General features: G+C 56.5%; 24 protein-coding genes. 17 read left to right on the forward strand and 7 right to left on the reverse strand.

Annotated features, from left to right (window positions below):
* The first annotated feature begins 33 nt into the window (after positions 1 to 33).
* Positions 34 to 2,907, forward strand: coding sequence for an aminomethyl-transferring glycine dehydrogenase (gcvP, locus tag NR201_RS13565; protein WP_256849852.1), 2,874 nt, complete (start codon positions 34 to 36; stop codon positions 2,905 to 2,907).
* 66 nt (positions 2,908 to 2,973) lie between these two features.
* Positions 2,974 to 3,717, forward strand: a complete 744-nt coding sequence (locus NR201_RS13570; RefSeq protein ID WP_061902050.1) for an SDR family oxidoreductase — start codon at positions 2,974 to 2,976, stop codon at positions 3,715 to 3,717.
* Between the two features lie 30 nt (positions 3,718 to 3,747).
* Here NR201_RS13570 and NR201_RS13575 read toward each other — a convergent pair whose 3' ends face one another.
* Positions 3,748 to 5,187, reverse strand: coding sequence for a 6-phospho-beta-glucosidase (locus NR201_RS13575; protein WP_029519408.1), 1,440 nt, complete (start codon positions 5,185 to 5,187; stop codon positions 3,748 to 3,750).
* Between the two features lie 115 nt (positions 5,188 to 5,302).
* Positions 5,303 to 6,022, reverse strand: coding sequence for a MurR/RpiR family transcriptional regulator (locus NR201_RS13580; RefSeq protein WP_122889646.1), 720 nt, complete (start codon positions 6,020 to 6,022; stop codon positions 5,303 to 5,305).
* A gap of 169 nt (positions 6,023 to 6,191) precedes the next feature.
* Between NR201_RS13580 and NR201_RS13585 the strand changes: the two genes are divergently transcribed.
* Positions 6,192 to 6,857 (forward strand): hemolysin III family protein, encoded by a 666-nt coding sequence (locus tag NR201_RS13585; protein WP_132499420.1) that lies wholly within the window; start codon positions 6,192 to 6,194, stop codon positions 6,855 to 6,857.
* 61 nt (positions 6,858 to 6,918) lie between these two features.
* On the opposite strand, the gene ygfZ is transcribed toward NR201_RS13585, so the two are convergent.
* Entirely contained in the window at positions 6,919 to 7,905 is a 987-nt protein-coding gene (ygfZ, locus tag NR201_RS13590) for a tRNA-modifying protein YgfZ (RefSeq protein ID WP_033758720.1), read from the reverse strand.
* 226 nt (positions 7,906 to 8,131) lie between these two features.
* Here ygfZ and sdhE point away from each other — a divergent pair, with 226 nt between their 5' ends.
* The gene (gene sdhE, locus NR201_RS13595) at positions 8,132 to 8,398 is read left to right on the forward strand and encodes an FAD assembly factor SdhE (RefSeq protein ID WP_010248781.1); all 267 of its coding nucleotides are present in this window, start codon (positions 8,132 to 8,134) and stop codon (positions 8,396 to 8,398) included.
* Positions 8,373 to 8,783, forward strand: coding sequence for a protein YgfX (locus NR201_RS13600; protein WP_256849853.1), 411 nt, complete (start codon positions 8,373 to 8,375; stop codon positions 8,781 to 8,783). Before sdhE ends, NR201_RS13600 begins: the two co-directional genes overlap by 26 nt.
* Before the next feature lie 128 nt (positions 8,784 to 8,911).
* Here the strand turns inward: NR201_RS13600 and fldB are convergent, their stop codons facing one another.
* Entirely contained in the window at positions 8,912 to 9,430 is a 519-nt protein-coding gene (fldB, locus tag NR201_RS13605; RefSeq protein ID WP_010248777.1) for a flavodoxin FldB, read from the reverse strand.
* A gap of 102 nt (positions 9,431 to 9,532) precedes the next feature.
* On the opposite strand from fldB, the gene xerD reads away from it, so the two are divergent.
* The 5 genes from xerD to lysS all read left to right on the forward strand — a co-directional run bounded on the left by xerD (position 9,533) and on the right by lysS (position 15,758).
* Positions 9,533 to 10,426, forward strand: coding sequence for a site-specific tyrosine recombinase XerD (xerD, locus tag NR201_RS13610; RefSeq protein WP_010248689.1), 894 nt, complete (start codon positions 9,533 to 9,535; stop codon positions 10,424 to 10,426).
* A 21-nt stretch (positions 10,427 to 10,447) separates the two neighbouring features.
* On the forward strand, positions 10,448 to 11,161 hold the full coding sequence (gene dsbC / locus NR201_RS13615) for a bifunctional protein-disulfide isomerase/oxidoreductase DsbC (RefSeq protein ID WP_010671049.1): 714 nt from the start codon (positions 10,448 to 10,450) through the stop codon (positions 11,159 to 11,161).
* Between the two features lie 3 nt (positions 11,162 to 11,164).
* Positions 11,165 to 12,898 carry a single-stranded-DNA-specific exonuclease RecJ gene (recJ, locus tag NR201_RS13620; protein WP_256849854.1) on the forward strand — a complete coding sequence of 578 codons (1,734 nt, stop codon included), beginning with the start codon at positions 11,165 to 11,167 and terminating at the stop codon, positions 12,896 to 12,898.
* A gap of 231 nt (positions 12,899 to 13,129) precedes the next feature.
* Positions 13,130 to 14,228, forward strand: a protein-coding gene (prfB, locus tag NR201_RS13625) for a peptide chain release factor 2 (RefSeq protein ID WP_099257461.1) whose coding sequence is annotated in 2 segments (ribosomal slippage) — positions 13,130 to 13,204 and positions 13,206 to 14,228 — 1,098 coding nt in all. Because the reading frame shifts where the segments join, the coding sequence is not laid out codon by codon here.
* A gap of 9 nt (positions 14,229 to 14,237) precedes the next feature.
* Positions 14,238 to 15,758, forward strand: a complete 1,521-nt coding sequence (lysS, locus tag NR201_RS13630) for a lysine--tRNA ligase (RefSeq protein ID WP_010248682.1) — start codon at positions 14,238 to 14,240, stop codon at positions 15,756 to 15,758.
* Between the two features lie 378 nt (positions 15,759 to 16,136).
* On the opposite strand, the gene NR201_RS13635 is transcribed toward lysS, so the two are convergent.
* Positions 16,137 to 16,763 (reverse strand): serine protease, encoded by a 627-nt coding sequence (locus NR201_RS13635; protein ID WP_031291943.1) that lies wholly within the window; start codon positions 16,761 to 16,763, stop codon positions 16,137 to 16,139.
* A gap of 361 nt (positions 16,764 to 17,124) precedes the next feature.
* Here NR201_RS13635 and NR201_RS13640 point away from each other — a divergent pair, with 361 nt between their 5' ends.
* On the forward strand, positions 17,125 to 18,288 hold the full coding sequence (locus NR201_RS13640) for an MFS transporter (protein ID WP_010248677.1): 1,164 nt from the start codon (positions 17,125 to 17,127) through the stop codon (positions 18,286 to 18,288).
* Here the strand turns inward: NR201_RS13640 and NR201_RS13645 are convergent.
* Positions 18,285 to 19,205 (reverse strand): LysR family transcriptional regulator, encoded by a 921-nt coding sequence (locus NR201_RS13645; protein WP_010248675.1) that lies wholly within the window; start codon positions 19,203 to 19,205, stop codon positions 18,285 to 18,287. The two genes, NR201_RS13640 and NR201_RS13645, sit on opposite strands and share 4 nt — an antisense overlap.
* 102 nt (positions 19,206 to 19,307) lie before the next feature.
* Between NR201_RS13645 and lysA the strand changes: the two genes are divergently transcribed.
* On the forward strand, positions 19,308 to 20,564 hold the full coding sequence (gene lysA, locus NR201_RS13650; RefSeq protein WP_256849855.1) for a diaminopimelate decarboxylase: 1,257 nt from the start codon (positions 19,308 to 19,310) through the stop codon (positions 20,562 to 20,564).
* A 32-nt stretch (positions 20,565 to 20,596) separates the two neighbouring features.
* On the opposite strand, the gene NR201_RS13655 is transcribed toward lysA, so the two are convergent.
* Positions 20,597 to 20,905, reverse strand: a complete 309-nt coding sequence (locus NR201_RS13655) for a PTS lactose/cellobiose transporter subunit IIA (protein WP_010671044.1) — start codon at positions 20,903 to 20,905, stop codon at positions 20,597 to 20,599.
* 178 nt (positions 20,906 to 21,083) lie between these two features.
* Here NR201_RS13655 and NR201_RS13660 point away from each other — a divergent pair, with 178 nt between their 5' ends.
* From NR201_RS13660 to NR201_RS13680, 5 genes are all read left to right on the forward strand, one after another.
* Positions 21,084 to 22,442 carry a PTS sugar transporter subunit IIC gene (locus NR201_RS13660; protein WP_010248669.1) on the forward strand — a complete coding sequence of 453 codons (1,359 nt, stop codon included), beginning with the start codon at positions 21,084 to 21,086 and terminating at the stop codon, positions 22,440 to 22,442.
* Positions 22,439 to 23,866 (forward strand): glycoside hydrolase family 1 protein, encoded by a 1,428-nt coding sequence (locus tag NR201_RS13665; protein WP_256849856.1) that lies wholly within the window; start codon positions 22,439 to 22,441, stop codon positions 23,864 to 23,866. The genes NR201_RS13660 and NR201_RS13665 overlap by 4 nt, the downstream gene beginning before the upstream one ends.
* A 15-nt stretch (positions 23,867 to 23,881) precedes the next feature.
* Positions 23,882 to 24,199 carry a PTS sugar transporter subunit IIB gene (locus NR201_RS13670; protein WP_010248665.1) on the forward strand — a complete coding sequence of 106 codons (318 nt, stop codon included), beginning with the start codon at positions 23,882 to 23,884 and terminating at the stop codon, positions 24,197 to 24,199.
* A gap of 96 nt (positions 24,200 to 24,295) precedes the next feature.
* Positions 24,296 to 25,069: an FCD domain-containing protein gene (locus NR201_RS13675; protein ID WP_010248663.1), complete on the forward strand. Its 774-nt coding sequence runs from the start codon at positions 24,296 to 24,298 to the stop codon at positions 25,067 to 25,069.
* Positions 25,066 to 25,518 (forward strand): GNAT family N-acetyltransferase, encoded by a 453-nt coding sequence (locus NR201_RS13680; protein WP_022623821.1) that lies wholly within the window; start codon positions 25,066 to 25,068, stop codon positions 25,516 to 25,518. The genes NR201_RS13675 and NR201_RS13680 overlap by 4 nt, the downstream gene beginning before the upstream one ends.
* Positions 25,519 to 25,558 lie beyond the last annotated feature (40 nt).

Raw genomic sequence — 25,558 nt, forward strand, 5'->3', positions numbered from 1 at the left:
GGTTCCCCCAGCCCGATTCAGGATTTACTGCTAATGACTCAGACTCTCAGCCAGCTTGAACACAACGGTGCATTCATTGAGCGCCATATCGGTCCTTCACCTGAGCAGCAGGCGCAGATGCTTGACGCTATTGGTGCCCGTTCGCTGGAAGCGTTAATCAGCACGATTGTGCCGGCAGACATTCAGCTGCCAGGCCCGCCAGCGGTTGGCGAAGCCGCCACTGAACAGCAGGCTCTGGCCGAACTGAAAGCGATTGCCAGCCAGAATCTGCGTTACAAATCCTGGATCGGTATGGGATACAGCGCGGTGATCACCCCGCCGGTCATCCTGCGTAATATGCTGGAGAATCCGGGCTGGTATACCGCCTATACCCCGTATCAGCCCGAGGTCTCCCAGGGCCGTCTGGAAGCGCTGCTCAACTTCCAGCAACTGACGCTGGATCTTACCGGCATGGATATCGCGTCTGCCTCACTGCTGGACGAAGCGACCGCTGCCGCTGAAGCGATGGCGATGGCAAAACGCGTCAGTAAACTCAAAAATGCCAATAAATTCTTCATTGCCGATGATATCCATCCGCAGACGCTGGATGTGGTCCGCACCCGTGCGGAGACGTTCGGTTTCGAACTGATTATTGATAGCGCGGACAAAGCGCCCGATCATGACGACCTGTTTGGTGTGCTGCTGCAACAGGTGGGCACTACCGGCGAAGCGCACGATTACAGCGCGCTGATTGCCGGACTGAAAGCCCGCAAAGTAGTGGTCAGCGTAGCGGCGGACTTTATGTCGCTGGTGTTACTGGAAGCGCCAGGCAAACAGGGTGCAGACATTGTCTTTGGTTCAGCTCAGCGCTTCGGCGTGCCAATGGGCTACGGCGGCCCTCACGCGGCCTTTTTCGCCAGCCGCGACGAGCATAAACGCTCTATGCCAGGCCGTATCATTGGTGTTTCACGTGATGCAGCGGGCAACACGGCGCTGCGTATGGCGATGCAGACCCGCGAACAACATATCCGCCGTGAAAAGGCCAACTCCAACATCTGTACGTCGCAGGTGCTGCTGGCAAACATCGCCGGTCTCTATGCGGTGTTCCACGGCCCGGCGGGCCTGAAACGCATTGCCTCACGCATTCATCGCTTCACCAACATTCTGGCGGCGGGACTGCAACAGGGCGGCCTGAAGCTGCGCCATCAGCACTGGTTCGATACGCTGACGGTGGAGGTGGCGGATAAAGCCGCCGTGCTGAACCGCGCCCTGAGCTTTGGCGTTAACCTGCGTAGCGACATCCATAACGCCGTGGGCATCACGCTGGATGAAACCACCTGCCGCGAAGATATTCTGGCGCTGTTTGCCATTCTGCTGGGTGATGAACACGGTCAGGACCTGGAAAAGCTCGACAGCGAAGTGGCCAGCGAGAGCCACGCGATTCCTGCTGGCCTGCAACGCCACAGCGAGATCCTGACCCATCCGGTGTTCAACCGTCATCACAGCGAAACCGAGATGATGCGCTACATGCACAGCCTGGAGAAAAAGGATCTGGCGCTGAATCAGGCGATGATCCCGCTGGGCTCCTGCACCATGAAGCTCAATGCCGCGGCAGAGATGATCCCGATCACCTGGCCGGAATTTGCGGAGCTGCATCCATTCTGCCCGGCTGAACAGGCTACCGGCTATCTGCAGATGATCGGCCAGCTTTCACAGTGGCTGGTGCAGCTCACCGGCTATGATGCACTCTGTATGCAGCCAAACTCCGGCGCGCAGGGTGAATATGCCGGACTGCTGGCGATCCGCCGCTATCACGAAAGCCGTGGCGAGGGCGATCGTCATCTCTGCCTGATCCCGAGCTCGGCGCATGGGACTAACCCGGCCTCAGCCCAGATGGCGGGCATGGACGTGGTGGTCGTGGCCTGCGATAAACAGGGCAACATCGACCTTGGCGATCTGCGTGAGAAAGCGGCTCAGGCGGGCGACAGGCTCTCCTGCATCATGGTGACTTACCCGTCAACTCATGGCGTTTATGAAGAGACCATTCGCGAAGTGTGCCAGATCGTGCATCAGTATGGCGGTCAGGTCTATCTGGATGGCGCGAACATGAATGCGCAGGTCGGCATCACCACGCCTGGCTATATCGGCGCGGATGTCTCGCACCTGAATCTGCATAAAACCTTCTGCATTCCGCACGGCGGCGGTGGTCCGGGTATGGGACCGATTGGCGTCAAAGCGCACCTGGCCCCGTTTGTGCCAGGACACAGCGTGGTGCAGATTGACGGTGTGCTGACGCAGCAGGGCGCCGTATCCGCAGCGCCGTTTGGCAGTGCATCCATTCTGCCAATCAGCTGGATGTACATTCGCATGATGGGCGCGGAAGGGCTGAAACAGGCCAGCTCGGTTGCGATTCTGAATGCCAACTACATTGCCCGCCGCCTGCAGTCGGCCTATCCGGTGCTCTACACTGGCCGTGACGGTCGCGTGGCGCACGAATGTATTCTCGACATCCGTCCGCTGAAAGAGCAGACCGGCATCAGTGAGCTGGATATTGCTAAGCGCCTGATCGATTATGGATTCCACGCACCAACGATGTCCTTCCCGGTGGCGGGCACCCTGATGGTTGAGCCGACCGAATCGGAAAGCAAAATCGAACTGGATCGCTTTATCGACGCGATGCTGGCGATCCGCATGGAGATTGATCGGGTGACGTCAGGTGAATGGCCGCTGGATAACAATCCACTGGTTAATGCGCCGCATACTCAGCTGGAAATCGTCAGTGAGTGGTCACATCCTTATAGCCGCGAACTCGCAGTCTTCCCGGCGGGCAGCCACAACAAATACTGGCCGACGGTAAAACGTCTGGATGATGTGTTTGGCGACCGTAATCTCTTCTGCTCCTGCGTGCCGATGAGCGACTATCAGTAATTTCCCCGCAGGCAAACGTTAATCATAAAGGGCCGATTCGTCGGCCCTTTGTACTGGAGAATCAGCATGAAACTGGCACTGGTTACGGGGGGCAGCCGCGGTATCGGGCGGGCCACGGCGCTGTTACTGGCCGCCCGGGGTTATCGGGTTGCGGTGAACTACCGTCAGCGCGAAGCGGAAGCTCAACAGGTGGTGGCACAGATCCGGCAGCAGGGCGGTGAAGCCTTTGCTGTTCAGGCAGATATCAGTGATGAAGCCCAGGTGATGGCGATGTTTGCGCAGCTCGACCAGCAGTCCGAACCGCTGGCGTTGCTGGTGAACAACGCCGGGATTTTGTTTCAGCAGTGTCGCACCGAGCAGCTGGATGCGGCACGCCTGCATAAGGTCTTTGCCACCAACGTGATTGGGTCTTTTCTCTGCTGTCGTGAGGCGGTTAAGCGGATGGGCACACATCACGGCGGTCAGGGCGGCTCCATCGTCAACGTCTCATCAGCAGCGTCGCGTACCGGTGCGCCTGGCGAATATGTCGATTACGCCGCTTCAAAAGGGGCGATGGACACGCTGACCAGAGGATTGTCGCTGGAAGTGGCGCAGCAGGGGATTCGGGTCAACGGCGTGCGTCCGGGATTCATCTATACAGAGATGCATGCCGATGGCGGAGAGCCAGGCAGAGTAGACAGGCTTGCCAGCGTGATCCCGATGGGACGCGGCGGTGAAGCAGAAGAGGTGGCGGAAGCGATCGTCTGGCTGGCCAGCGACGCGGCCTCTTACGTCACCGGCAGCATCATTGACGCTGCCGGTGGGCGTTAACTCACTTCGCCGCTGATGCGGCGTGATGACTTACAGGTTTTCGCCGTTACTGGCGATAACCTGCTGATACCAGCTGAAACTCTTTTTCTTCCCACGAGAAAAATCGCCGCTGCCATCATCGTTTTTATTCACATGAATAAAGCCGTAACGTTTGTCGTACTGGCCGGTGGTAAACGAGACGCAATCGAGGCAGCCCCACGGCGTATAGCCCATTAATTCAACACCATCGTACGCCACGGCTTTCTTCATCTCTTCGATATGCGCACGCAGATAGTCGATGCGGTAATCATCTTCAATCACGCCATTGGCGTTTGGCTTATCGATAGCACCAAAGCCGTTTTCAACAATAAACAGCGGCTTCTGGTAACGCTCATACAGCTCGTTCATGGCGTAGCGCAGACCAACCGGATCGATCTGCCAGCCCCAGTCTGACGCTTTCACATGCGGGTTTTTCACCACACCTTCAAAGCCGGTGATCGGATCGTCAACGCCGCTGGCATCGGTCTTCACTGCGTTGCTCATGTAGTAACTGAAACCGACATAGTCTGCACAGCCCTGGCGCAGCGTCTCGGCATCATCCGCTTCCATCTGAATGTCGTAACCCTTGCGCGCCCACTCTTTCAGGGTGTAGGCCGGATAGTAGCCGCGCATCTGCACGTCACTGAACACATAGCGCTGATGCATCGATTCCTGCGCCAGCACCACATCGTCCGGGTGGCAGGAGAAGGGATAGACTGGCACCATGGCGATCATGCAGCCAATCTGAAAATCAGGATTGATGTCGTGGCCGAGTTTCACCACTTTTGCACTGGCAACAAACTGGTGGTGCATCACCTGATACATCGCCTGTTCAGGTTTCTCATGTTCGGTAAAGATCACGCCTGAACAGCAGTAACCAAACAGCGGATACTGCCAGTTACGCTGGTTGTTGATCTCATTGAAGGTCATCCAGTATTTCACTTTGCTTTTATAACGGTTCAGCACCACTTCGCTGAAGCGCACAAAGAAGTCGACCACTTTGCGGTTGTGCCAGCCGCCATACTCTTTGACCAGGTGATAAGGCATTTCGAAGTGCGAAAGGGTGATGACCGGTTCAATGCCATACTTCAGCAGTTCATCAAACAGGTCGTCATAGAATTGCAGGCCCGCTTCGTTGGGCTGTTGCTCGTCACCGTTAGGGAAGATACGGGTCCAGGCAATCGAGGTGCGGAAACATTTGAAGCCCATCTCGGCAAACAGCGCGACATCCTGTTTGTAGTGGGAGTAAAACTCCACACCCTTGTGGTTCGGGTAGAAATGACCCGGCTGCACGCCGTCGGTGATCACCCGGTCAACGCCATGTGAACCGCCGGTCATCACATCAGCAATGCTGACGCCTTTGCCGCCCTGATCCCAGCCGCCTTCAACCTGATGCGCTGCCACCGCTCCGCCCCAAAGAAAGCCTTTTGGTAACTGCAATTCTGCACTCATGCTTCACCCCATTACGGATATTGAAATTGAGCTGAGTGTAGCAAGGCAATAATGAAAGTCACGATATAACAGCGCGGCAATAATTGCGTTTGTTACATCCAAAAAACAGGCTGTTTTATTTCCCCAGCTGGCGGCCGATTGCTTCAATAATATAGGTCACTGGCACCTGAGTCGTAATGTCGGAATTGTCCGCCATACGGATGATGGGCACATGGTAGCAGAGGTTGAAATCACCGATCTTCGCCAGTGAGCAGCTCTCCGTGTTGGTTATCGCAATGATTTTACACTTATTCAGGCTGAACTGGCTGGCAATGCGCAGGATCTCTTCCGTTTCACCGGAGACCGATAAAATAATGGCAATGGCGTTTTCATAGAGATCGGGACTAACCGGATAATAGGGATCGTCAATCGCGTGGCTGAATTTACCGAGGTTAGAGAAAAAGCGTGCGCCATATTTTGCCAGGCTGCCGGAGGTGCCGACGCCAATAAAGAAGACCCGCTCAGCCTGATTAATCTTCTGCGCGGCCTCAGCGATGAGCTGTTCAAACTCCGGATTATTGATGCTCTTAAAAAAGCTCAGCATTTCACTGACGCCCGCCGTGTTGAGCATTGGCGCACTCTGCTGTTCGTTTAAACGCAGGCGGATGCGGAATTCCGACCAGCCTTCACAGCCCATCTTGCGACAGAAACGCAGCACGGTGGTGGTGGAGACACCAGCCTGCTCAGCCAGCTCGCGGATCGTCATGTAGCTGACGCCTTCGCGGTGCTTAATGATGAACTGATAGACCTGCATTTCCAGATCGTTAAGGTGGGCGAGATCGCTATGCGAAAACATGAATGACTCATTGAACAGTTGACTGGCGGCCAGTTTACCAGATTCATCACCCGGTTTAAGGGATAGTGAATTTCACCAGGATAATTTTAGCGTACAAGTGTACACTGAAAAAATTGTTGGCTACGCTGGATAACGATATCACTGCTATGGAGCTGATCAGGAATCTGTTATGACCCCCACACTCTCTCACAAACATCAACACGCTGCGGGCTATTCGTTTGTCGAGGAAATTGCCAACAGTATCAGTCACGGTCTTGGCTGCCTGTTCGGCATCGTCGGACTGATACTGATGCTCAATCAGGCAACGGAGAGGCAGGCCGACACCATCACTTTTATCAGTTACAGCCTCTATGGTGGCAGCATGATCCTGCTGTTTCTGGCCTCGACGCTCTATCACGCTATTCCGGCTGGCCCGGCCAGACCCTGGCTGAAAAAGTTCGATCATTGCGCCATCTATCTGCTGATTGCCGGCACCTATACGCCGTTTCTGCTGGTCGCGCTGAGGACGCCGCTGGCGTATGGATTAATGGCGGTGATCTGGGGGCTGGCGCTGGCCGGTATCCTGTTCAAGCTCACGATTGCGCATCGCTTTAAAGCGCTGTCGCTGGTGACCTATCTCTGTATGGGGTGGCTGTCGCTGATTGTGGTTTATCAGCTGGCGATGATCCTGCCGCCGGGCTGCATCTGGCTGCTTGCCGCAGGCGGGATTATCTATTCGCTGGGGGTGATTTTCTATGTGGCGCGCCGCATTCCGTTTAATCACGCCATCTGGCATCTGTTCGTGCTGGGCGGCAGTCTCTGTCACTTCTGCGCTATCTACTTTTATGTGCGCTAAATTGAGCCTGCTCTGAATTGTGGCACTGGCCCTTCCCTTAGCGGAAGGGCCATACGCTCAATCAGCTTTCATCCAGCGAGTAGGGCAGTGGCTGAATGGTCAGATGTCCGCCTTCATCGCCTTCCACCCGCAGCACGCTGTCCGGCTCCAGATCGTTATTCATCACGACCTGAATCCAGCTAATCCCGTCATCTAATTGCACCGCAGCCAGCACGCTGCCGGTTCGACGCCAGCGTTCACCCATCTGCAACTCCAGCGGGGCATTGGCTTCGGGCAGATGACTTGCCTGACCCGCCAGCCAGTAGAGCGCGCGTTTATTGGCGCCACGATATTTCGCCCGGGCCACCATCTCCTGACCGGCATAACACCCTTTTTTAAAGCTGATAGCATCCAGCGCCTGCAGGTTGGTGGCCTGCGGAATAAACTGCACGCTGGTGGCGGGATCGATCACCGGAATGCCCGCTTCAATATCCAGCGCCAGCCACTGCTGACTGTCATTGAACTGTGCATCGTCATTGAGCTTCTGCTTCAGCGCTTCTGCCTGGGCCAGCGAAGTGACAATCAGAAAACGTTCGGCCGGATGGGCAAACCACAGCAGCGTGGTTTCTCCCTGCTGCACCACCGGTTTTTCGCTGTCGGGCAGGCTATCAAACAGATTTTCCAGCGCGGCGCGCGCCTGGAAACCGGCCACGCCCAGCAATACTGACTCATCATCAGCCACCATCGACACTTTCGAAAACACGGCGTATTTCTTTAACTCGGGCAGCTGGGTGTCGCGCAGCTCACGACGGATCAGATAAGCATAGCCTTCACCGCGATGGAACAGGCGCATATTGCTCCACATTTTGCCTTTAGCATCGCAGTGTGCGGCGAGCGAATGGTGGTCGGCATCCAGCGCGGCGACATCCAGCGTTAACTGACCCTGCAGGTAAGAGGTGCTGTCGGCACCAGTAATAGAAACCAGCGCCCAGCTATCCAGTGACATCAGGGTTAACGGCAGACGAGACGACGCGGCAGGCTGGCGCGGCGGTAAAGTAAATGTGGGCATGGAGATATCCTGTATAAGAAGGTTCATCCGGAATAATATCTTCAATGTTAAAAGAGCCGACTGGCAATGCAACCTGTTTACGGAAAACGGCGCACAAAAGGCGCGATAACCCTGAAAAGATCCAGCCTGAAATGTGGCAGGTTGCACAGCATGCGACGCTGCGCCTGCGAGCCGCATTAAACCAGGTTACACTAGGCGCCACGTTGTGAATTGTGGAAATTGATGCATGGATATTAATGATAAATCACGCATTCAGTGGGCCTGCCGTCGCGGCATGCTGGAACTGGATGTGGCTATTATGCCGTTCTTCAAATTTGAGTATGAGACGCTGAGCGACACCGATAAGCAGGTCTTTGTGGATTTGCTAAAGAGTGACGATCCCGATCTGTTTAACTGGCTGATGAATCACGGTGAGCCAAAGGATCCGGAGCTTAAGCGGATGGTGAACCTGATCCAGCAGCGTAACCATGCTCGCGGCCCGGTGGCAATGTAAGCTACGGCCCTCTCGCCTGGCGTGCGGTTTAGTCTGCGCCTGGCTGATAGCAGCCTTGACTGGCGTGGTGCTGATGACGCTGCCTGCAGGCGGCTGGCTGGTTAAAGCGCCGATTATTCTGCTGTTGCTGGCTGAGGGCTGGCGCAGCGTTTGGCGATTGATTCAACGGCACGGTACGTTACAGCGGGAAAGCGTCCATTGCTGGATCTGGCAGGGAAAACGCTGGCGGCCAACTCAGCCACTTCGCTGGTTACCCGTTGGCGTGCTGCTGGTGGCGAAGAGCGAACAAGGTGCCACGCTGCGCTGGTGGCTGATGCAGGACAATATGCAGCCTGGCGAATGGCGGGCGTTACGCGCCTGTTGCTTCAGCCCGGCGCGGCATTAATGGCAGCAGTGCAGGCAAGAGCGTCTGAAGCCGTTCATCTGCCTGCACTGCGGTTCGATAATGACAGGCAAGAGCGATTAAAGCCGCTTACCTGTTCAGGCTACGGTTCGACACCGGCAGAAGGGCCGTCAGAGCAGTCCTGCGGTTTCGGTTAACACCTGCTCGCACCACTGCTCAACGCGCTCATCGGTGACCTCGAACTGATTCACATCATCAAGCGCCAGACCCACAAACTGCGAGCCATCTGCACTCAGCGGTTTCGGGCTGGTGAACTCATAGCCTTCAAGCGGCCAGTAGCCAACAAAACGTACTCCCATCGGCTGCAGCAAATCGTGCAGCATGCCGAGCGCATCTAAAAACCACTCGCCATAGCCAATCTGATCGCCCATGCCATACAGTGCGACAATCTTGTTTTGCAGATTCAGCGCGGGCAACTGCGGCCAGATCGCCTCCCAGTCCTCCTGCAACTCACCGAAATCCCAGGTCGGGATGCCCATGATCAGCAAATCGTACTGCTCCATCAGGCGCGGGTCGTCATCTTTCACGTTATGTAGCGTCACTAACTCTTCGCCAATAAAATCGCGAATTTTCTCCGCTACGATTTCGGTGTAACAGGTACTAGAACCGTAAAAAAGACCGATTTTCATGCAGATAACACTCTGTAAATACTGACTTTGGCGCAATTGTACCAGAAGCGCTGCTGAATCAGGCATAATGAGCATGATTTTACACCAGACGGCGGAGATAACGTGCAGGACAGCGATCTGACAGAACAGTTTCTTGATGCGCTCTGGATTGAACGCAATCTGGCGCAGAACACTCTCTCCTCTTATCGCCAGGACCTCCAGACGCTGACCGGATGGCTGGCGCATCATCAGCTGACGCTGCTTAGCGTGGCGCCGCTGGATCTGCAGCAGTTTCTGGCTGAACGGCTGGAGGGAGGCTACAAGGCGACCAGCTCAGCGCGGCTGCTCAGCGCCATGCGTCGCCTGTTCCAGTATCTTTACCGCGAAAAGCTGCGCCCGGACGATCCCAGCGCGCTGTTGTCAGCACCAAAACTGCCGCAGCGTTTACCGAAAGATCTTAGTGAGGCGCAGGTCGAGCGACTGTTGCAGGCGCCGAATATCGATATCCCGCTGGAGCTGCGCGACAAAGCGATGCTGGAGCTGCTCTACGCCACGGGCCTGCGCGTCTCCGAACTGATTGGCCTGACGCTCAGCGACATCAGCCTGCGCCAGGGCGTTGTCCGGGTTATCGGTAAAGGGGATAAAGAGCGGCTGGTGCCTTTAGGTGAAGAAGCGGTTTACTGGCTGGAGCAATATATGGAACATGGTCGTCCGTGGCTGCTCAACGGTCAGACGCTGGACGTGATGTTTCCCAGTAATCGGGCGCAGCAGATGACGCGCCAGACCTTCTGGCATCGCATCAAGCATTACGCCACGCTGGCGGGGATCGACAGCGAAAAGTTATCACCGCATGTGATGCGCCATGCCTTTGCGACCCATCTGCTGAACCACGGTGCCGATCTGCGTGTCGTACAGATGCTGCTGGGACACAGCGATCTCTCCACCACCCAAATTTATACGCACGTCGCCACTGAGCGCCTGCGTCAGTTGCATCAACAACACCATCCGCGGGCCTGAACCGCGGCGATAAGGACAAAAATGAACAAGCATTTTGCCATGCTGGCTCTTTTAGCCAGCGCCTTTTCCGGTCTCGCACAGGCCGATGACAGCGCCATTCAGCAATCACTTAAAAAGCTCGGTCTGAACCAGACGGAGATCAGCCCGTCACCGCTGCCGGGTTTTAAAACCGTGCTGTCAGAAAGCGGCGTGCTTTACGTGACCGACGACGGCAAACATATGATCCAGGGCCCGCTCTATGACGTCAGCGGCAAACAGCCGGTCAACGTCACCAACCAGCTGCTGGACAAAAAAGTCGAGGCGCTGGTGCCGGAGATGATCGTCTACAAAGCGCCTAAAGAGCAGCACGTGATCACGGTCTTCACCGACATCACCTGTGGCTACTGTCACAAGCTGCACGAGCAGATGGCGGACTACAATGCGCTGGGCATCACCGTGCGCTACCTGGCGTTTCCGCGTGAAGGGCTGAATGGTCAGATTGAGCCAGCGATGAAAGCGATCTGGTGCAGCGCCGACCGCAATAAAGCGTTTGATGAGGCGATGAAAGGCAATGCGCCGAAGATGGCCGCACCAGACAGCTGCAAAATCGATATTGCCCAGCACTATAAACTTGGCGTGCTGTTCGGCATTCAGGGCACGCCCGCGATGCTGACTGACAGCGGCATGATGATCCCAGGTTATCAGTCGCCGCAGGAGCTGAAGCAGGTGCTGGACAATCAGAAGCGTGGTGGTTAATCGGTGGTAAAACAGGATGTGGAACTCCGTCGCCGTGAGGTGACGGTTGACGATGCGCTTCCGGCGACGCTGCCGCCGCTGCTGAAACGACTCTATCTGCAACGCGGCGTGCGCGACGCGGCAGAGCTGGAGCGCGGGGCGAAAAACCTGCTGCCGTACCAGTCCTTAAGCGGGATTGAGAGCGCAGTGGAACTGCTGCATCAGGCGCTGCTGGATGGGCGTCGCATTATGGTGGTGGGCGACTTTGATGCCGATGGCGCGACCAGTACCGCGCTGACGGTCATGGCGCTGCGCAGCATGGGCGGCGGCAACGTGCAGTATCTGGTGCCTAACCGCTTTGAAGATGGTTATGGCCTCAGCCCTGAAGTGGTTGAGCAGGCGCGGGCGCGCGGCGCGGCGATGATCCTGACCGTCGACAACGGCATCTCCTCCCACGCCGGCGTTGAATGTGCCCATCAGCACGGGATTCCGGTACTGATTACCGACCACCACCTGCCGGGCGAGACCTTACCGGCCGCTGAGGCGATCGTTAATCCCAATCTGCCGGACTGCAACTTTCCCTCACGTGCACTGGCGGGCGTGGGCGTTGCGTTCTATCTGATGCTGGCGCTGCGCGCCCATCTGCGCACCCAGGGCTGGTTTGGTGCCACCCGCACTGAACCCAATCTTGCAGAGATGCTGGATCTGGTGGCGCTCGGCACGGTTGCCGACGTGGTGCCGCTCGACGTCAACAACCGCATTCTGGTGTGGCAGGGACTCAGCCGCATCCGGGCTGGAAAATGCCGGCCAGGCATCCGGGCGCTGCTGGAGATTGCTAATCGCGATGCGCGTCAGATGGCGGCCAGCGATCTCGGCTTTGCGCTGGGGCCACGGCTCAATGCCGCAGGCCGGCTCGACGATATGTCGGTGGGCGTGGCGCTGTTAATGACTGAGGATCTCAGTCAGGCACGGATGTTAGCCAGTGAGCTGGACGCGCTGAACCAGACGCGCAAAGAGATAGAGCAGGGCATGCAGAGCGAAGCGCTGGCGCTGTGTCAGGCGCTGGAACGTGAGCAGCGCGATCTGCCGCTGGGGCTGGCTTTTTATCATCCCGAATGGCATCAGGGGGTGGTGGGGATCCTCGCCTCCCGTCTGAAAGAGCGTTTCCATCGTCCGGTGATTGCCTTTGCTCCGGCGGGCGACGGCACGCTGAAAGGCTCTGGCCGCTCAATTGCCGGTCTGCATCTGCGCGACGCGCTGGAGCGTCTGGATACGCTGAATCCCGGCCTGATGCTGAAGTTTGGCGGTCATGCCATGGCGGCAGGCTTATCACTGGAAACCGTACGCTACGAGGAGTTTCGTCAGCGCTTTGCCGAGCTGGTCGGTGAGTGGCTGGATGGCGAATCTCTGCAGGGCATCATCTGGTCAGATGGCGCGTTGCAGCCGCAGGAGTTTTCGCTGCAGACCGCTGAGATGCTGCGCGAAGCGGGGCCCTGGGGCCAGGCGTTCCCGGAACCCGCTTTTGACGGCAAATTTAAGCTGCTGCAACAGCGGCTGGTGGGCGAGCGACATCTGAAAGTGATGGTCGAACCGCTGGATGGCGGTCCGCTGATCGACGGGATCGCCTTTAATGTCGATACCACCCTGTGGCCCGACAGCAGCATTCGCCAGGTCGAACTGGCCTATAAGCTGGATATCAATGAGTATCGTGGTAACCGCTCGGTACAGCTGATCATTGACCATATCTGGCCGCTTTGATTTTTCTAAGGCGCGCGCGTCTCCGGTCACGGCAGAGGCGCGTCAGCCTGTTTTTTCCCTGCGTTAACCTGCGGTGCGAGCGGTTGTCGTCGCAGCCCGATAAGCAAATGCAACGCGTCACGCCGCCCCGGCATCAGCCCGCTGTCTCAGCGCTACAAACTGCCGCCAGTTTCGGGTAAACTTGTGCGTTAAATTTCCTGTCCCATCGAACATAAGAAAGACGCTAAAGCCATGTTTGAAATCAACCCGGTCAAAAACCGTATTCAGGACCTCAGTGAGCGCAGCGACGTTCTTCGGGGGTATCTTTGACTACGATGCCAAGAAAGAACGCCTCGAAGAAGTAAACGCCGAGCTGGAACAGCCCGATGTCTGGAACGAACCTGAGCGTGCTCAGGCGCTGGGCAAAGAGCGCTCCTCGCTGGAAGCGATCGTGCAGACGCTGGATCAGATGTCGCAGGGCCTGGAAGATGTGCAGGGTCTGCTTGAACTGGCGGTAGAAGCGGAAGACGAAGAGACTTTCGACGAAGCGGTTGCCGAGCTGGATGTCCTTGAGGGCAAGCTGGGCGAGCTGGAATTCCGCCGCATGTTCTCTGGCGAGTATGACAGCGCCGACTGCTACATCGATCTGCAGGCGGGTTCCGGCGGCACCGAAGCGCAGGACTGGGCCAGCATGCTGATGCGTATGTATCTGCGTTGGGCTGAAGCCAAAGGCTTCAAAACCGAAATTATCGAAGAGTCTGAAGGTGAAGTTGCAGGCATTAAATCTGTGACCATTCGCGTGTCAGGCGACTACGCCTTTGGCTGGTTACGTACAGAAACGGGCGTGCATCGCCTGGTGCGTAAGAGCCCGTTTGACTCCGGCGGCCGTCGTCACACCTCCTTCAGCTCAGCCTTTATCTATCCGGAAGTGGATGACGATATTGATATCGACATCAACCCAGCCGATCTGCGCATTGACGTCTATCGTGCGTCAGGGGCAGGCGGCCAGCACGTTAACCGGACGGAATCTGCGGTACGTATTACCCATATTCCAACCGGTACCGTCACCCAGTGTCAGAATGACCGTTCTCAGCACAAGAACAAAGATCAGGCGATGAAGCAGATGAAAGCGAAGCTGTACGAGCTTGAGATGCAGAAGAAAAACGCTGAGAAACAGGCGCTGGAGGACAACAAGTCCGACATCGGCTGGGGAAGTCAGATCCGTTCTTACGTTCTCGATGATGCACGCATCAAAGATCTGCGCACCGGCGTAGAGACGCGTAACACCCAGGCGGTGCTGGACGGCGACCTGGATCGATTCATTGAAGCTAGTTTAAAAGCAGGGTTATAAGGAACCGACATGTCTGAACAACAACCGCAGAGCGCTGATGCCGCCGTTGAGTTAAATAACGAACTGAAAGCGCGTCGCGAAAAGCTGAGCGTGCTGCGTGCAAATGGCGTGGCGTTTCCTAACGATTTTCGTCGTGACAGCCTCTCAAACCAGCTGCATGAGAGCTATGGCGAGAAGAGCAACGAAGAGCTTGAAGATCTCGGCATCGAAGTCAGCGTCGCCGGACGTATGATGACCCGTCGTATTATGGGTAAAGCCTCTTTCGTGACCCTGCAGGATGTGGGTGGCCGGATTCAGCTTTACGTCTCGCGTGACGATCTGGCTGAAGGCATCTACAACGAGCAGTTCAAAAAGTGGGATCTCGGCGATATTCTGGGCGCGCGCGGCAAACTGTTCAAAACCAAAACCGGCGAACTGTCGATTCACTGTTCTGAACTGCGCCTGCTGACCAAAGCACTGCGTCCGCTGCCGGACAAGTTCCACGGCCTGGCCGATCAGGAAACGCGCTACCGTCAGCGTTACCTTGATCTCATCGCCAACGAGGAGTCGCGTAACACCTTCAGAATTCGTTCGCAGATCATGGCCGGCATTCGCCAGTTCATGGTGGGCCGCGACTTTATGGAAGTGGAAACCCCGATGATGCAGGTGATCCCTGGCGGCGCGTCAGCGCGTCCGTTCATCACCCATCACAATGCGCTGGATATCGACATGTATCTGCGTATCGCTCCAGAGCTTTATCTGAAGCGTCTGGTGGTGGGCGGATTCGATCGCGTGTTCGAGATCAACCGTAACTTCCGCAACGAAGGTATTTCGCCACGTCATAACCCAGAGTTCACCATGATGGAACTCTATATGGCTTATGCGGATTACAAAGATCTGATCGAGCTGACCGAAAGCCTGTTCCGTACGCTGGCGCAGGATGTGCTGGGCAGCACCGTGGTGCCTTACGGCGAGCAGGAGTTTGATTTCGGTAAGCCGTTTGAAAAACTGACCATGCGTGAAGCGATCAAGAAATACCGTCCGGAAACGGATCTGGCCGATCTGGAAGACTTTGATAAAGCGGTGGCGATTGCTCAATCACTGCACATCAAGGTTGAGAAAAGCTGGGGTCTGGGCCGTGTCGTAACCGAAATCTTCGAAGAGACCGCAGAAGCGCATCTGATTCAGCCGACCTTCATCACCGAATATCCGGCTGAAGTCTCTCCGCTGGCCCGTCGTAACGACGAGAACCCGGAAATCACCGATCGCTTTGAGTTCTTCATTGGCGGTCGTGAAATCGGTAACGGCTTCTCCGAGCTGAACGATGCGGAAGATCAGGCTGAGCGTTTCCTGCAGCAGGTGAATGCCAAAGATGCTGGCGACGACGAAGCGATGTTCTACGACGAAGACTATGTCACCGCACTGGAGCACGGTCTGCCGCCAACCGCCGGTCTGGGTATCGGTATTGACCGTATGGTGATGCTGTTTACCAACAGCCACACTATCCGCGATGTGATTCTGTTCCCGGCACTGCGCCCAGGCAGCAAGTAATCGTTATGAGTCGCTGTCAGGCCTGATCTTCAGGCCTGACAGCGTGATGACAAAGCCGAATCAGAGTGAATTTGGCAGCAACTGATAAACTCACGGCACAGGGAACACGGTCAGAAGAGGAAAGCGTCCCGCGAATGGACAAAAACGCCGGGAGCGTTTTTGAACAACGCAAAGCGTTGGCCCGGGCTACGGGCGCACCTCAGGGATGAGGTGCGTAATCGCGTGGGCCGAGCGGTCATGGATGACAGTTTTTGCGTCTTTCCGATCTGACCGTGTTACCTGTGCAGGCTCGGTCTTACAGCGAACCAGGCCCGACTTTGTCACCAAGCTTAAGGCCGGAAATTCCGGCCTTTTTTACATCTGTTCGTTCAGCAGATATCAGGATTTAATCGCCTGATCCAGCCATGTCTGAAATCGCGAGTAAGGCACATAGAGCGCAACGTTCTTATAGAGTGTCTTACCGCTGATATTGTCGTTGATGTTATTGCTGTAGCCAATAATCACGCCCGCCAGCGTATCATCAGAGGCGTTATAGACTGCGCCGCCTGACATCCCTTTAACCACCCCCGCATTCGCCGCCACCACGACGCAGTCTGATTTGTTCCAGCTGTTCGCCAGCGTGGTATTGATCAGGTTCTGCCCGCTGGAACTGACCGGCATGGCCGAAATAAAACTGTAGCCGTAGAGATTGACCTGATCGCCGATGTGGCTGTTACGAAAGTTGGGTGGCAGGTTCATTTCGCTGTTTTTGTGGTAGACCACGGCCAGATCGCATTGCGGATGCCAGGCTTTGACCCGGTAAAGCGAAAACTTTGCCACATGTGCGGCGGTCAGGCTGTACTCCGGCGTCAGTGGGATGGTGGTACCGAGCGTGCCTAAACCCAGCACGGTGGGAATGCCGGTCACGGTCATATCCACCCGTTTTTCAGCTTCTTTACTGTACTCATAATGACCCACCGAGCAGCCGGTTAAGCCAAACACCATTAAGGCTATGAGTCGTTGCATTCTCTCTCCCTGCGTCAGAAGTTGATCACATCACCTGGCAATTGATTAGGGATATATCGGCAACGTTAAGGATTTATTAATTAAATACGCACTAAAAAGCGTAACGGGTTCGCGGGAAATGACAACCTGACCCTGGGTCATGTGCGCTTTAATGGGCTTAGCCAGCAGGCTGACAAAGCCATTTGTTCCGGCAAAGCGGCAGGATTATTGCGGCCCCGGCAATAATCCTTTGCTGCGCGCAGGCTATGTCGCGCATCAGCACTGTGCTGTAATGCTCACCGTGACGCAGATCAAATTTTAATAAGCGTCGAGGGGCTGCGCGTCTGTGCAGTTCACCTGCAAATGATATTGGGAGAGTGTTATGCCTGTAGCATTAATGGCGCTGGCGTTGAGTGCGTTCGCCATCGGAACCACTGAGTTTGTCATTATGGGATTGCTGCCGGAGGTGGCGCGTGACCTTCAGGTGTCGATTCCGTCGGCGGGCTGGCTGATCAGCGGTTACGCGCTGGGCGTGGCGATAGGTGCGCCGATTATGGCGCTGCTTACCGCCAGGCTGCCGCGTAAAAAAACGCTGATTCTGCTGATGGTGATATTTATTGTCGGCAACCTGCTGTGTGCGCTGGCTTACAACTATAACCTGCTGATGCTGGCACGCATCGTCACCGCGCTTTGTCACGGTGCCTTCTTCGGTATTGGCGCGGTGGTCGCCGCCAGTCTGGTGCCAGCCGGTCGCCAGGCTTCCGCTGTCGCACTGATGTTCACCGGACTGACCTTAGCCAACGTGCTGGGCGTTCCGCTGGGAACCAGTTTCGGACAGATGTTTGGCTGGCGAGCCACCTTCTGGGGCGTGGCAGTGATTGGCGTGCTGGCGTTTATCGCCCTGATCGTGAGTCTGCCCAACAATAAACAGGAAAAGCCGGTTCACCTGGCGAGTGAAATTGGTGCACTGGCCAACGGGAAACTGTGGCTGTCGCTGCTGATGACGGTGTTCTTTGCCGCGGCGATGTTTGCGCTGTTCAGCTACATTGCGCCGCTGCTGCTAGAGGTGACGGGCATCAGCGATCGCGGCGTCAGCTGGACGCTGTTCCTGATTGGCGCAGGCCTGACGGTCGGTAACATTCTTGGCGGCAAACTGGCCGACTGGAAAGTCTCCTTTAGCCTGATCCTCAGCTTCTCACTGATCGCCATCTTCTCGCTGCTGTTCAGCTGGACCAGCCATGCGCTGTGGCTGGCGGAGATCACCCTGTTCCTGTGGGCGATGGCGACCTTTGCGACGGTGCCGGGTCTGCAGATCAACGTGGTACGGCACGGCAAAGAGGCGCCTAACCTGGTCTCAACCCTGAACATTTCGGCGTTTAACGTGGGCAATGCGCTGGGTGCCTGGGTCGGCGGTGCGGTGATTGGCCGTGGATATGGCCTGACGGCGGTGCCGGTTGCTGCCGCTGCGCTGGCGGCAATCGGCCTGCTGATCTGTCTGATCACCTTCCGCAAATCGGGCCGCGCAGCCGCCAGGGTTCGCGCTTAAGCCAGGCGGGCGGCGATGCGTGCCGGAAAGTCAGCCACCTGCCGTTGCAGATGGCTGACAAAGGCATCGACCAGCGCCGATGCAGGGCGGTGCTGCGGCCTCACCAGGCTGACGGTAAACGGAACCGCCACGCTGAACTTACGCATCACCACACCGCTGTCGGCGTAATCCAGCGCCGTCAGCGGATTCACAATTGAAATGCCCACGCCCGCTCTGACCATGGCGCACACTGAAGCGGCACTGTGCGTCTCCATCACCAGCCGCCGCTCGACGCCCTGCTCATGAAACAGCGCATCCAGCAACTGACGATAGCTGTCACTGCGCGACAGGCTCACATACTGTTCGCCCGCAAAATCGTGCGGCGTCAGCTCTGAACGCTGACTCAGAGGGTGATGCTGAGGCAATACACACACTTCATCGCAGGTGAGCAGGGCGAGACGGTCAGTGCCGGCCGGAGCGTGCTGGGTTTCGGTTAAGCCGATATCGTAGCGCTGTGCTGACAGCCACTCCTCCAGCAGCGGCGACTCCTGCGGAATCACATTCAGGCTCACATCCGGGTAGCGCTGTAAAAAGGGCTGACACAGTGGTGGCAGCAGCGACTGCGAAAAAACGGGCAGGCAGGCGATCGACAGCTCACCCTGACGGAACTGGCGCAGCCCTTCAGCCGCTTCCATGATGCGATCCAGTCCGTACCAGGATCGCTGCACCTCTTCGAAAAGACGCAATCCCTGCACCGTCGGTTGCAGGCGACCACGAACCCGTCCGAACAACTCTAATCCCAGCTGCTGCTCCAGGCGTGCCAGCTCCCGGCTCACCGTCGGCTGTGAGGTGTGCAGCAGTGTCGCGGCCTGAGTCAGATTGCCGCTAGTCATCACCGCATGAAAAATCTCGATATGCCGCCAGTTAATGTTCGCCACGCACCCTTCCTATATCCATTCTGCATAGATGCTATTAAAACAGATATTTTTCGCTATGACACGATTCTGGCTTAATGCAGCTATTGCCACAGGAGAATTGCCATGCCACGTTCCTTACAGAGTACCGAAACCGCACTCAGCGCCGCTAACCTGCTGCCGCTGGCACGCCGCTACACCGGGCCATTCTGGGCTTATGATGCGCAGATTATTCAGGCGCGTATTGCCCAGCTGCAGGCATTTGATGTGGTGCGCTTTGCGCAGAAGGCCTGCTCGAATACGCATATCCTGCGCCTGATGCGCGCAGCAGGCGTGAAAGTGGACTCGGTATCGCTGGGTGAGATCGAACGTGCGCTGGCCGCGGGTTACCAGCCTGGCGGTGATGAGATCGTCTTTACCGCGGATCTGTTCGATCAGCCGACACTGGAGCGGGTGACCGCGTTAAAGGTGCCGGTTAATGCCGGATCGATCGATATGCTGCATCAGCTCGGCGCGGTCTCACCGGGACATGCGGTGTGGCTGCGGGTCAATCCTGGTTTTGGTCACGGCCACAGTAAGAAAACCAATACCGGTGGCGAAAACAGCAAGCACGGGATCTGGCATGCCGATTTAGCCGAGGCGCTGGCGGCGATTAAACAGCACGGCTTGCAGCTGGTGGGCATTCATATGCATATCGGCTCTGGCGTCGATTATGCGCATCTGCAGCAGGTCTGTGATGCGATGGTTGAACTGGTGATGGCGTCGGGTCAGGATCTGACCGCGATCTCTGCGGGCGGCGGCCTCTCTGTGCCTTATCGCTATGGCGAAGAGGCGATCGATACCGATCACTATTTCGGCCTGTGGGATGCAGCACGGCAGCGTATTGCCCAGCATCTGGGTCACGCGATAAAGCTGGAGATCGAACCGGGCCGTTTCCTGGTGGCCGAGGCCGGTGTGCTGGTCTCTCAGGTTCGGGCGGTTAAGTCGATGGGCAGCCGTCACTTCGTCCTGGTCGATGCCGGTTTCAGTGACCTGATGCGTCCCTCCATGTATGGCAGCTATCACCATATCTCGCTGATGGCGGGCGATGAGCGGGCCATTGATGAGCAGCAGACTATCGACACCGTGGTCGCTGGCCCGCTGTGCGAATCGGGTGATGTTTTTACCCAGCTGGAGGGCGGCATGGTCGAACCACGCGCGATTCCGGCGGCAAAGGTTGGCGATTACCTGGTGTTCCACGACACCGGTGCTTACGGTGCATCCATGTCTTCTAACTACAACAGCCGTCCGCTAATCCCGGAAGTGCTGTTTGAGCAGGGCCAGCCGCGCGAGATCCGCCGCGCGCAGACTATTGAGTCGCTACTGGCACTGGAAATCAGCTAATCACCTCACCCGGGCGGCCGGCGCGCCGCCTGTCAGCCATAGATCTCTTTGCGCAGCATGACCAGCTCCTCTGCCAGCTCGCGGCACAGCATTGCATTCATCAGATGATCCTGCGCATGCACCAGAATCAGCGTGACCGGCAATTTTCCGCTTCCCTCGTCTGCACCAATCAACGCGGTCTGAATTTTATGTGCCGCTTTTGCCGCGGTATCTGAAGCTGCCAGCGCCGCGTCAGCCCCGGTCCAGTCGCGTTTGCGCGCACACTGAATCGCCATCATCGCCGACGAACGGGCTTCCCCTGCATTGATCAGCAATTCCATCATGGTCTGTTCGTAATCCATAACGCCTCCGCTATTGGTATGCCAAATTGGCCGTTTTAATCATACTGGAATGCCAATAAGCGTTTCCGGGAGGTTCGTCACAGAAAAAACCGAGGAGATTCGTCATTTTGGTATGCCACTAACAGGGAAGACCACGACGATTACAGGAATACCGATCTTACATCTCTGAGGGTTGATCATGTCTCTACAGGACCGCCTTATCGATTCCCTGGGCAGCTTTGCCACCCGCTTTAACAGTTATCGCTACATCATGGCGATTAAAGCCTCATTCATTACTCTGATGCCGGTGATCATTGTTGGCGCCTTCTCGGTATTGATCTCTAACATGGTGCTGGACAGCAAAAATGGCCTTGCCAGCTTTGCCGCCCTGGCTTTTTTAGCTGACCTCAAGCCCATCACCAGCAGTATCAATTACGCCACGCTCAGCTTTCTCAACATTGGTGCGGTGTTCCTGATTGGTATTGAGCTTGGGCGCATCAACGGTATAAAAACGCTGTTTCCCGGCCTGCTGGCGATCATCTGCTTTGTATCCGTGACGCCAACCACCTTACAGATGATGGTCGATGGGCAGATGCACCTGGTCACCGACGTGCTGGCCAAACAATTCTCCGATACCAAAAGCCTGTTTCTCGGCATGTTTATCGCCATTCTGTCGGTAGAGATTTACTGCCGCCTCGAACAGGTTGAACGGCTGAAAATCAAAATGCCCGACACGGTGCCGCCCAACGTGGCCGCCTCTTTCTCTGCGCTCATCCCCTCAATCATCACCGTGACGCTGATAGCGACCTTTGGCTTTATCTTCCATCGCGTCACCGGCATGTACCTTTACGACGCGGTATACCAGGTGGTGCAGCAGCCGCTGGAGTCGGTGGTGCAGAGCCTGTGGGGCATTCTGATTCTGATGTTCGTTGCCCAGCTGTTCTGGGTGATTGGTATTCACGGCAATCAGATGGTGAAGCCGATCCGTGAGCCGCTGTTGCTGGGCGCGATTATGGTCAACATGACCGCTTTTGAGCAGGGAAAAGAGGCACCGAACATCATCACCATGCCGTTCTGGGATGTTTATATGAGCATCGGCGGTTCCGGCCTGACCATCGGGCTGCTCACCGCCGTGATGCTGGCAACGCGACGCAAAGAGATGCGTGAAATCGCCAAACTGTCGTTCGGGCCAGGCATTTTCAATATCAACGAGCCGGTTATATTTGGTATGCCGATTATGCTTAACCCGATCCTGGCTATCCCTTTCATCATCACACCGCTAGTGACAGGTTCTATCGGTTACTTCGCTACGGTGATGGGATTTGCCGGGAAAGCCGTGGTGATGGTGCCCTGGACCACGCCTCCGATTATCAATGCCTGGCTGTCAACGGCCGGATCGATGGGTGCGGTGGTGACGCAGATCGTCTGCATTCTGGTGTCAGTACTTATCTATCTGCCATTTGTGAAAGTCGCAGCCCGCCGCGCGGATGCAGCAGAAGCAGCGGAAGCAAAGAGCCTGCAACCTGAGCTGAACCCCAACCGAACGGAGGTGTTATGAGTCGTCAGACTGTCCATATACCTGAGAATTTCATTCTGGGAGCTGCTGCCTCCGCCTGGCAGACGGAAGGCTGGAGCGGAAAAAAAGCGGGGCATGACTCCTGGCCTGACGCCTGGTATCAGCAGGATCGTCACGTCTGGCACAACGGCTACGGCCCGGCAGTTGCCACCGACTTTATCAACCGCTTTAGTGAGGATGTGGCGCTGATGAAGGCCAGCGGGCTGACCCACTACCGCACTTCGATCAACTGGTCGCGTTTCCTGATCGATTACGAAACCGCTACGGTCGATGAGGAGTACGCGGCTTACTATGACCGGCTGATTGATGAAATGCAGCGCCAGGGCATTGAACTGATGCTCTGTCTGGAGCATTACGAGCTGCCCGCCACGCTGCTGGACCAGTATGGCGGCTGGCAGTCAAAGCATGTCGTTGAACTCTTTATCCGTTATGTCGAACAGGTGTTTAAACGCTATGCCGGTCGGGTCACGCGCTGGTTTGTGTTTAACGAGCCGATTGTGGTGCAGACCCGCGTCTATCTCGACGCGCTGCGCTGGCCTTATGAGCAGAACACCCATAAATGGATGCAGTGGAACCACCACAAGAATCTTGCTACCGCCCGGGTAGTGCAGCTGTTCCGCGCGGCAGGCTATGCTGGTCGCATTGGTACCATACTCAATCCGGAAGTCACCTATCCGCGATCGTCAGCCCCGCACGACCAGAAGGCGGCGCATATTTATGACCTGTTCTACAACCGGGTGTTTCTCGATCCCGCCATTAAAGGCGAGTATCCGGCGGAGCTGCTGGCGCTGCTTGATAAGCATCAGATTGAGTGGGAAACCACCCCGGAAGAGCTGGCGATTATTGCCGCCAATACCGTCGATGAAGTCGGGCTTAATCTCTACTATCCGCATCGCGTCAAGGCACCGTCCCGCGCCTGGCATCCCGAGACTCCCTTTCATCCCGCCTGGTATTACGAACACTTTGAACTGCCGGGGCGGCGGATGAACCCTTCGCGCGGCTGGGAAATTCAGCCTGAAATTATCTGGGATATGGCGCAGCGGATGCGCGATGAGTACGGCAATATCCCGTGGTTTGTGGCGGAAAGCGGTATGGGAATTGAGAACGAAGCGCAGTTCAAAAATGCCGACGGGGAGATTCAGGACGATTACCGCATCGCGTTTATCAGCGAGCACCTGCATCAGGCGATACGCGCCAGTCAGGCGGGTATTAACTGTCAGGGCTACATGCTGTGGGCGTTTACCGACAATGTCTCGCCAATGAATGCCTTTAAAAATCGCTATGGTCTTATCGAAATCGACTTAGATAAGCAGCGTCAACGCCGTATGAAGAAATCTGCCCACTGGTTCCGTACGCTGCGCGACACGCAGCAATTTACCCTGTGGCTTGATGATGAGCCAAAATAACGCGAGGAAACGAGCATGAAACGAATTGTTCTGGCCTGTGCTGCGGGCATGTCGACCTCAATGGTGGTGACGCGGATGGAAAAGGAGGCTGCCGCTCGCGGACTGGCATTTCAGATCTACGCCATTCCGGAGCAAAATCTGCGTGAAGAGCTGCAAAACTACGGCAACGAGGTGGTGGTTGTGCTGCTGGGGCCACAGGTGCGCTTCAAACTGGAGGAGAACAGAAAACTCACCGACAGCTATCAGTTGCCCATCGCGGTGATCGATACGGTTGCTTACGGCACGCTGAATGGTGCAAAGGTACTCGATCAGGCGCTGGCTTTGATACACTGAGCCCCAGTTTGCGAGCCAGCCTCTCCGGTTCGCGGGCATTGTCGCGCAGGGAACCGCGGCAATGCCGTTAGCGCATTGATTGCAAAGGGTGACAGTGTGGACAAAGCCGAAGCGCCGCAAGAAAAAAAGCAGTATCAGGAAATTGGTCAGCACCTGCGTCAGCAGATCTGTGACGGGCACTATCCGGTGGGATCGCGCCTGCCGCCTGAACGTCAGCTGGCTGAAACCTGGGGCGTCAGCCGGACCATCGTGCGCGAGGCATTATTGATGCTGGAGCTGGAAGGTACGGTGGATATCCGCCAGAGCTCCGGCGTCTATGTGATGCGTATTCCTTCCGCCAGTGATGATGAAGAAGAGGCCTTCTTCCGCAGCGACGTTGGCCCGTTTGAAATGCTACAGGCACGTCAGTTGCTGGAGAGCAATATTGCAGCCTTTGCCGCAAAAATGGCGACCAAAGCGGACATTGAAAATCTGCGCCGAACGCTGGAACAGGAGCAGCGTGCTATTGCCGCCAACGACAGCAGTCAGGACAACGACAAGTTGTTTCATCTGCTGCTGGCGGGTGCCAGTCAGAATCAGATGCTGCTCGATACCGTCACCAGCATCTGGCGACATCATGACAGTAGCCCGCTCTGGCAGCAGCTGCGCCCGCAGTTTGAAACCCGCGCCTATCGCCTGAAGTGGCTTGGCGATCACCAGACTATCCTGGCCGCTCTGCGTCGGCGTGATGTGATGGGGGCCTGGCAATCTACCTGGCAGCACCTTGAGAACGTCAAGAATACGCTGCTGGAGCTTTCCGACGCCGATGCGCCTGACTTTGATGGCTACCTGTTTGATTCAGTCCCGATCTTTCAGGGGAAACTGATGTGATTGAGATTGTATCGCTCAGCGATGCCCCCCAATTTGCCGATCAGATCATCGACTGGCAGTGGCGCGCATTTGGTGAAGCCACCAGCCGGGCGTTCTTTGCCAGTGTGGTGAACAGCAGCCTTATCGGTGCTGATTTTCCGGTGACTTTCGTTGCCGTGGAGGCGGGCAGGGCAGTCGGCACGGTGGGATTCTGGCGCTGCGACCTGATCAGCCGTCAGGATCTTTTCCCCTGGCTGGCGGCGCTCTATATTGATGAGTCGGTGCGCGGCAAAGGTGTCAGTGAAGCACTGCAGCAGCATGTCATCGCCTATGCGCAGGCACAGGGCTATCCACGGCTGTGGTTATGGTCAACGTTTGGGGGCTACTACGAACGTTATGGCTGGCTGCCACAGGGCGAAGCGCTGGAGTATCCCGCTAAGCCGGTAAAACTCTATTATCGCGATCTGTAAGAGATGCCAGCCGCCATCGCGGCAGCTGGCAACAGAACGC

Origin of the sequence: Pantoea sp. Fr-CA_6, assembly GCF_024520895.1 — a bacterium.
In the GTDB taxonomy this organism is placed as follows: Bacteria; Pseudomonadota; Gammaproteobacteria; order Enterobacterales; family Enterobacteriaceae; genus Pantoea; species Pantoea agglomerans.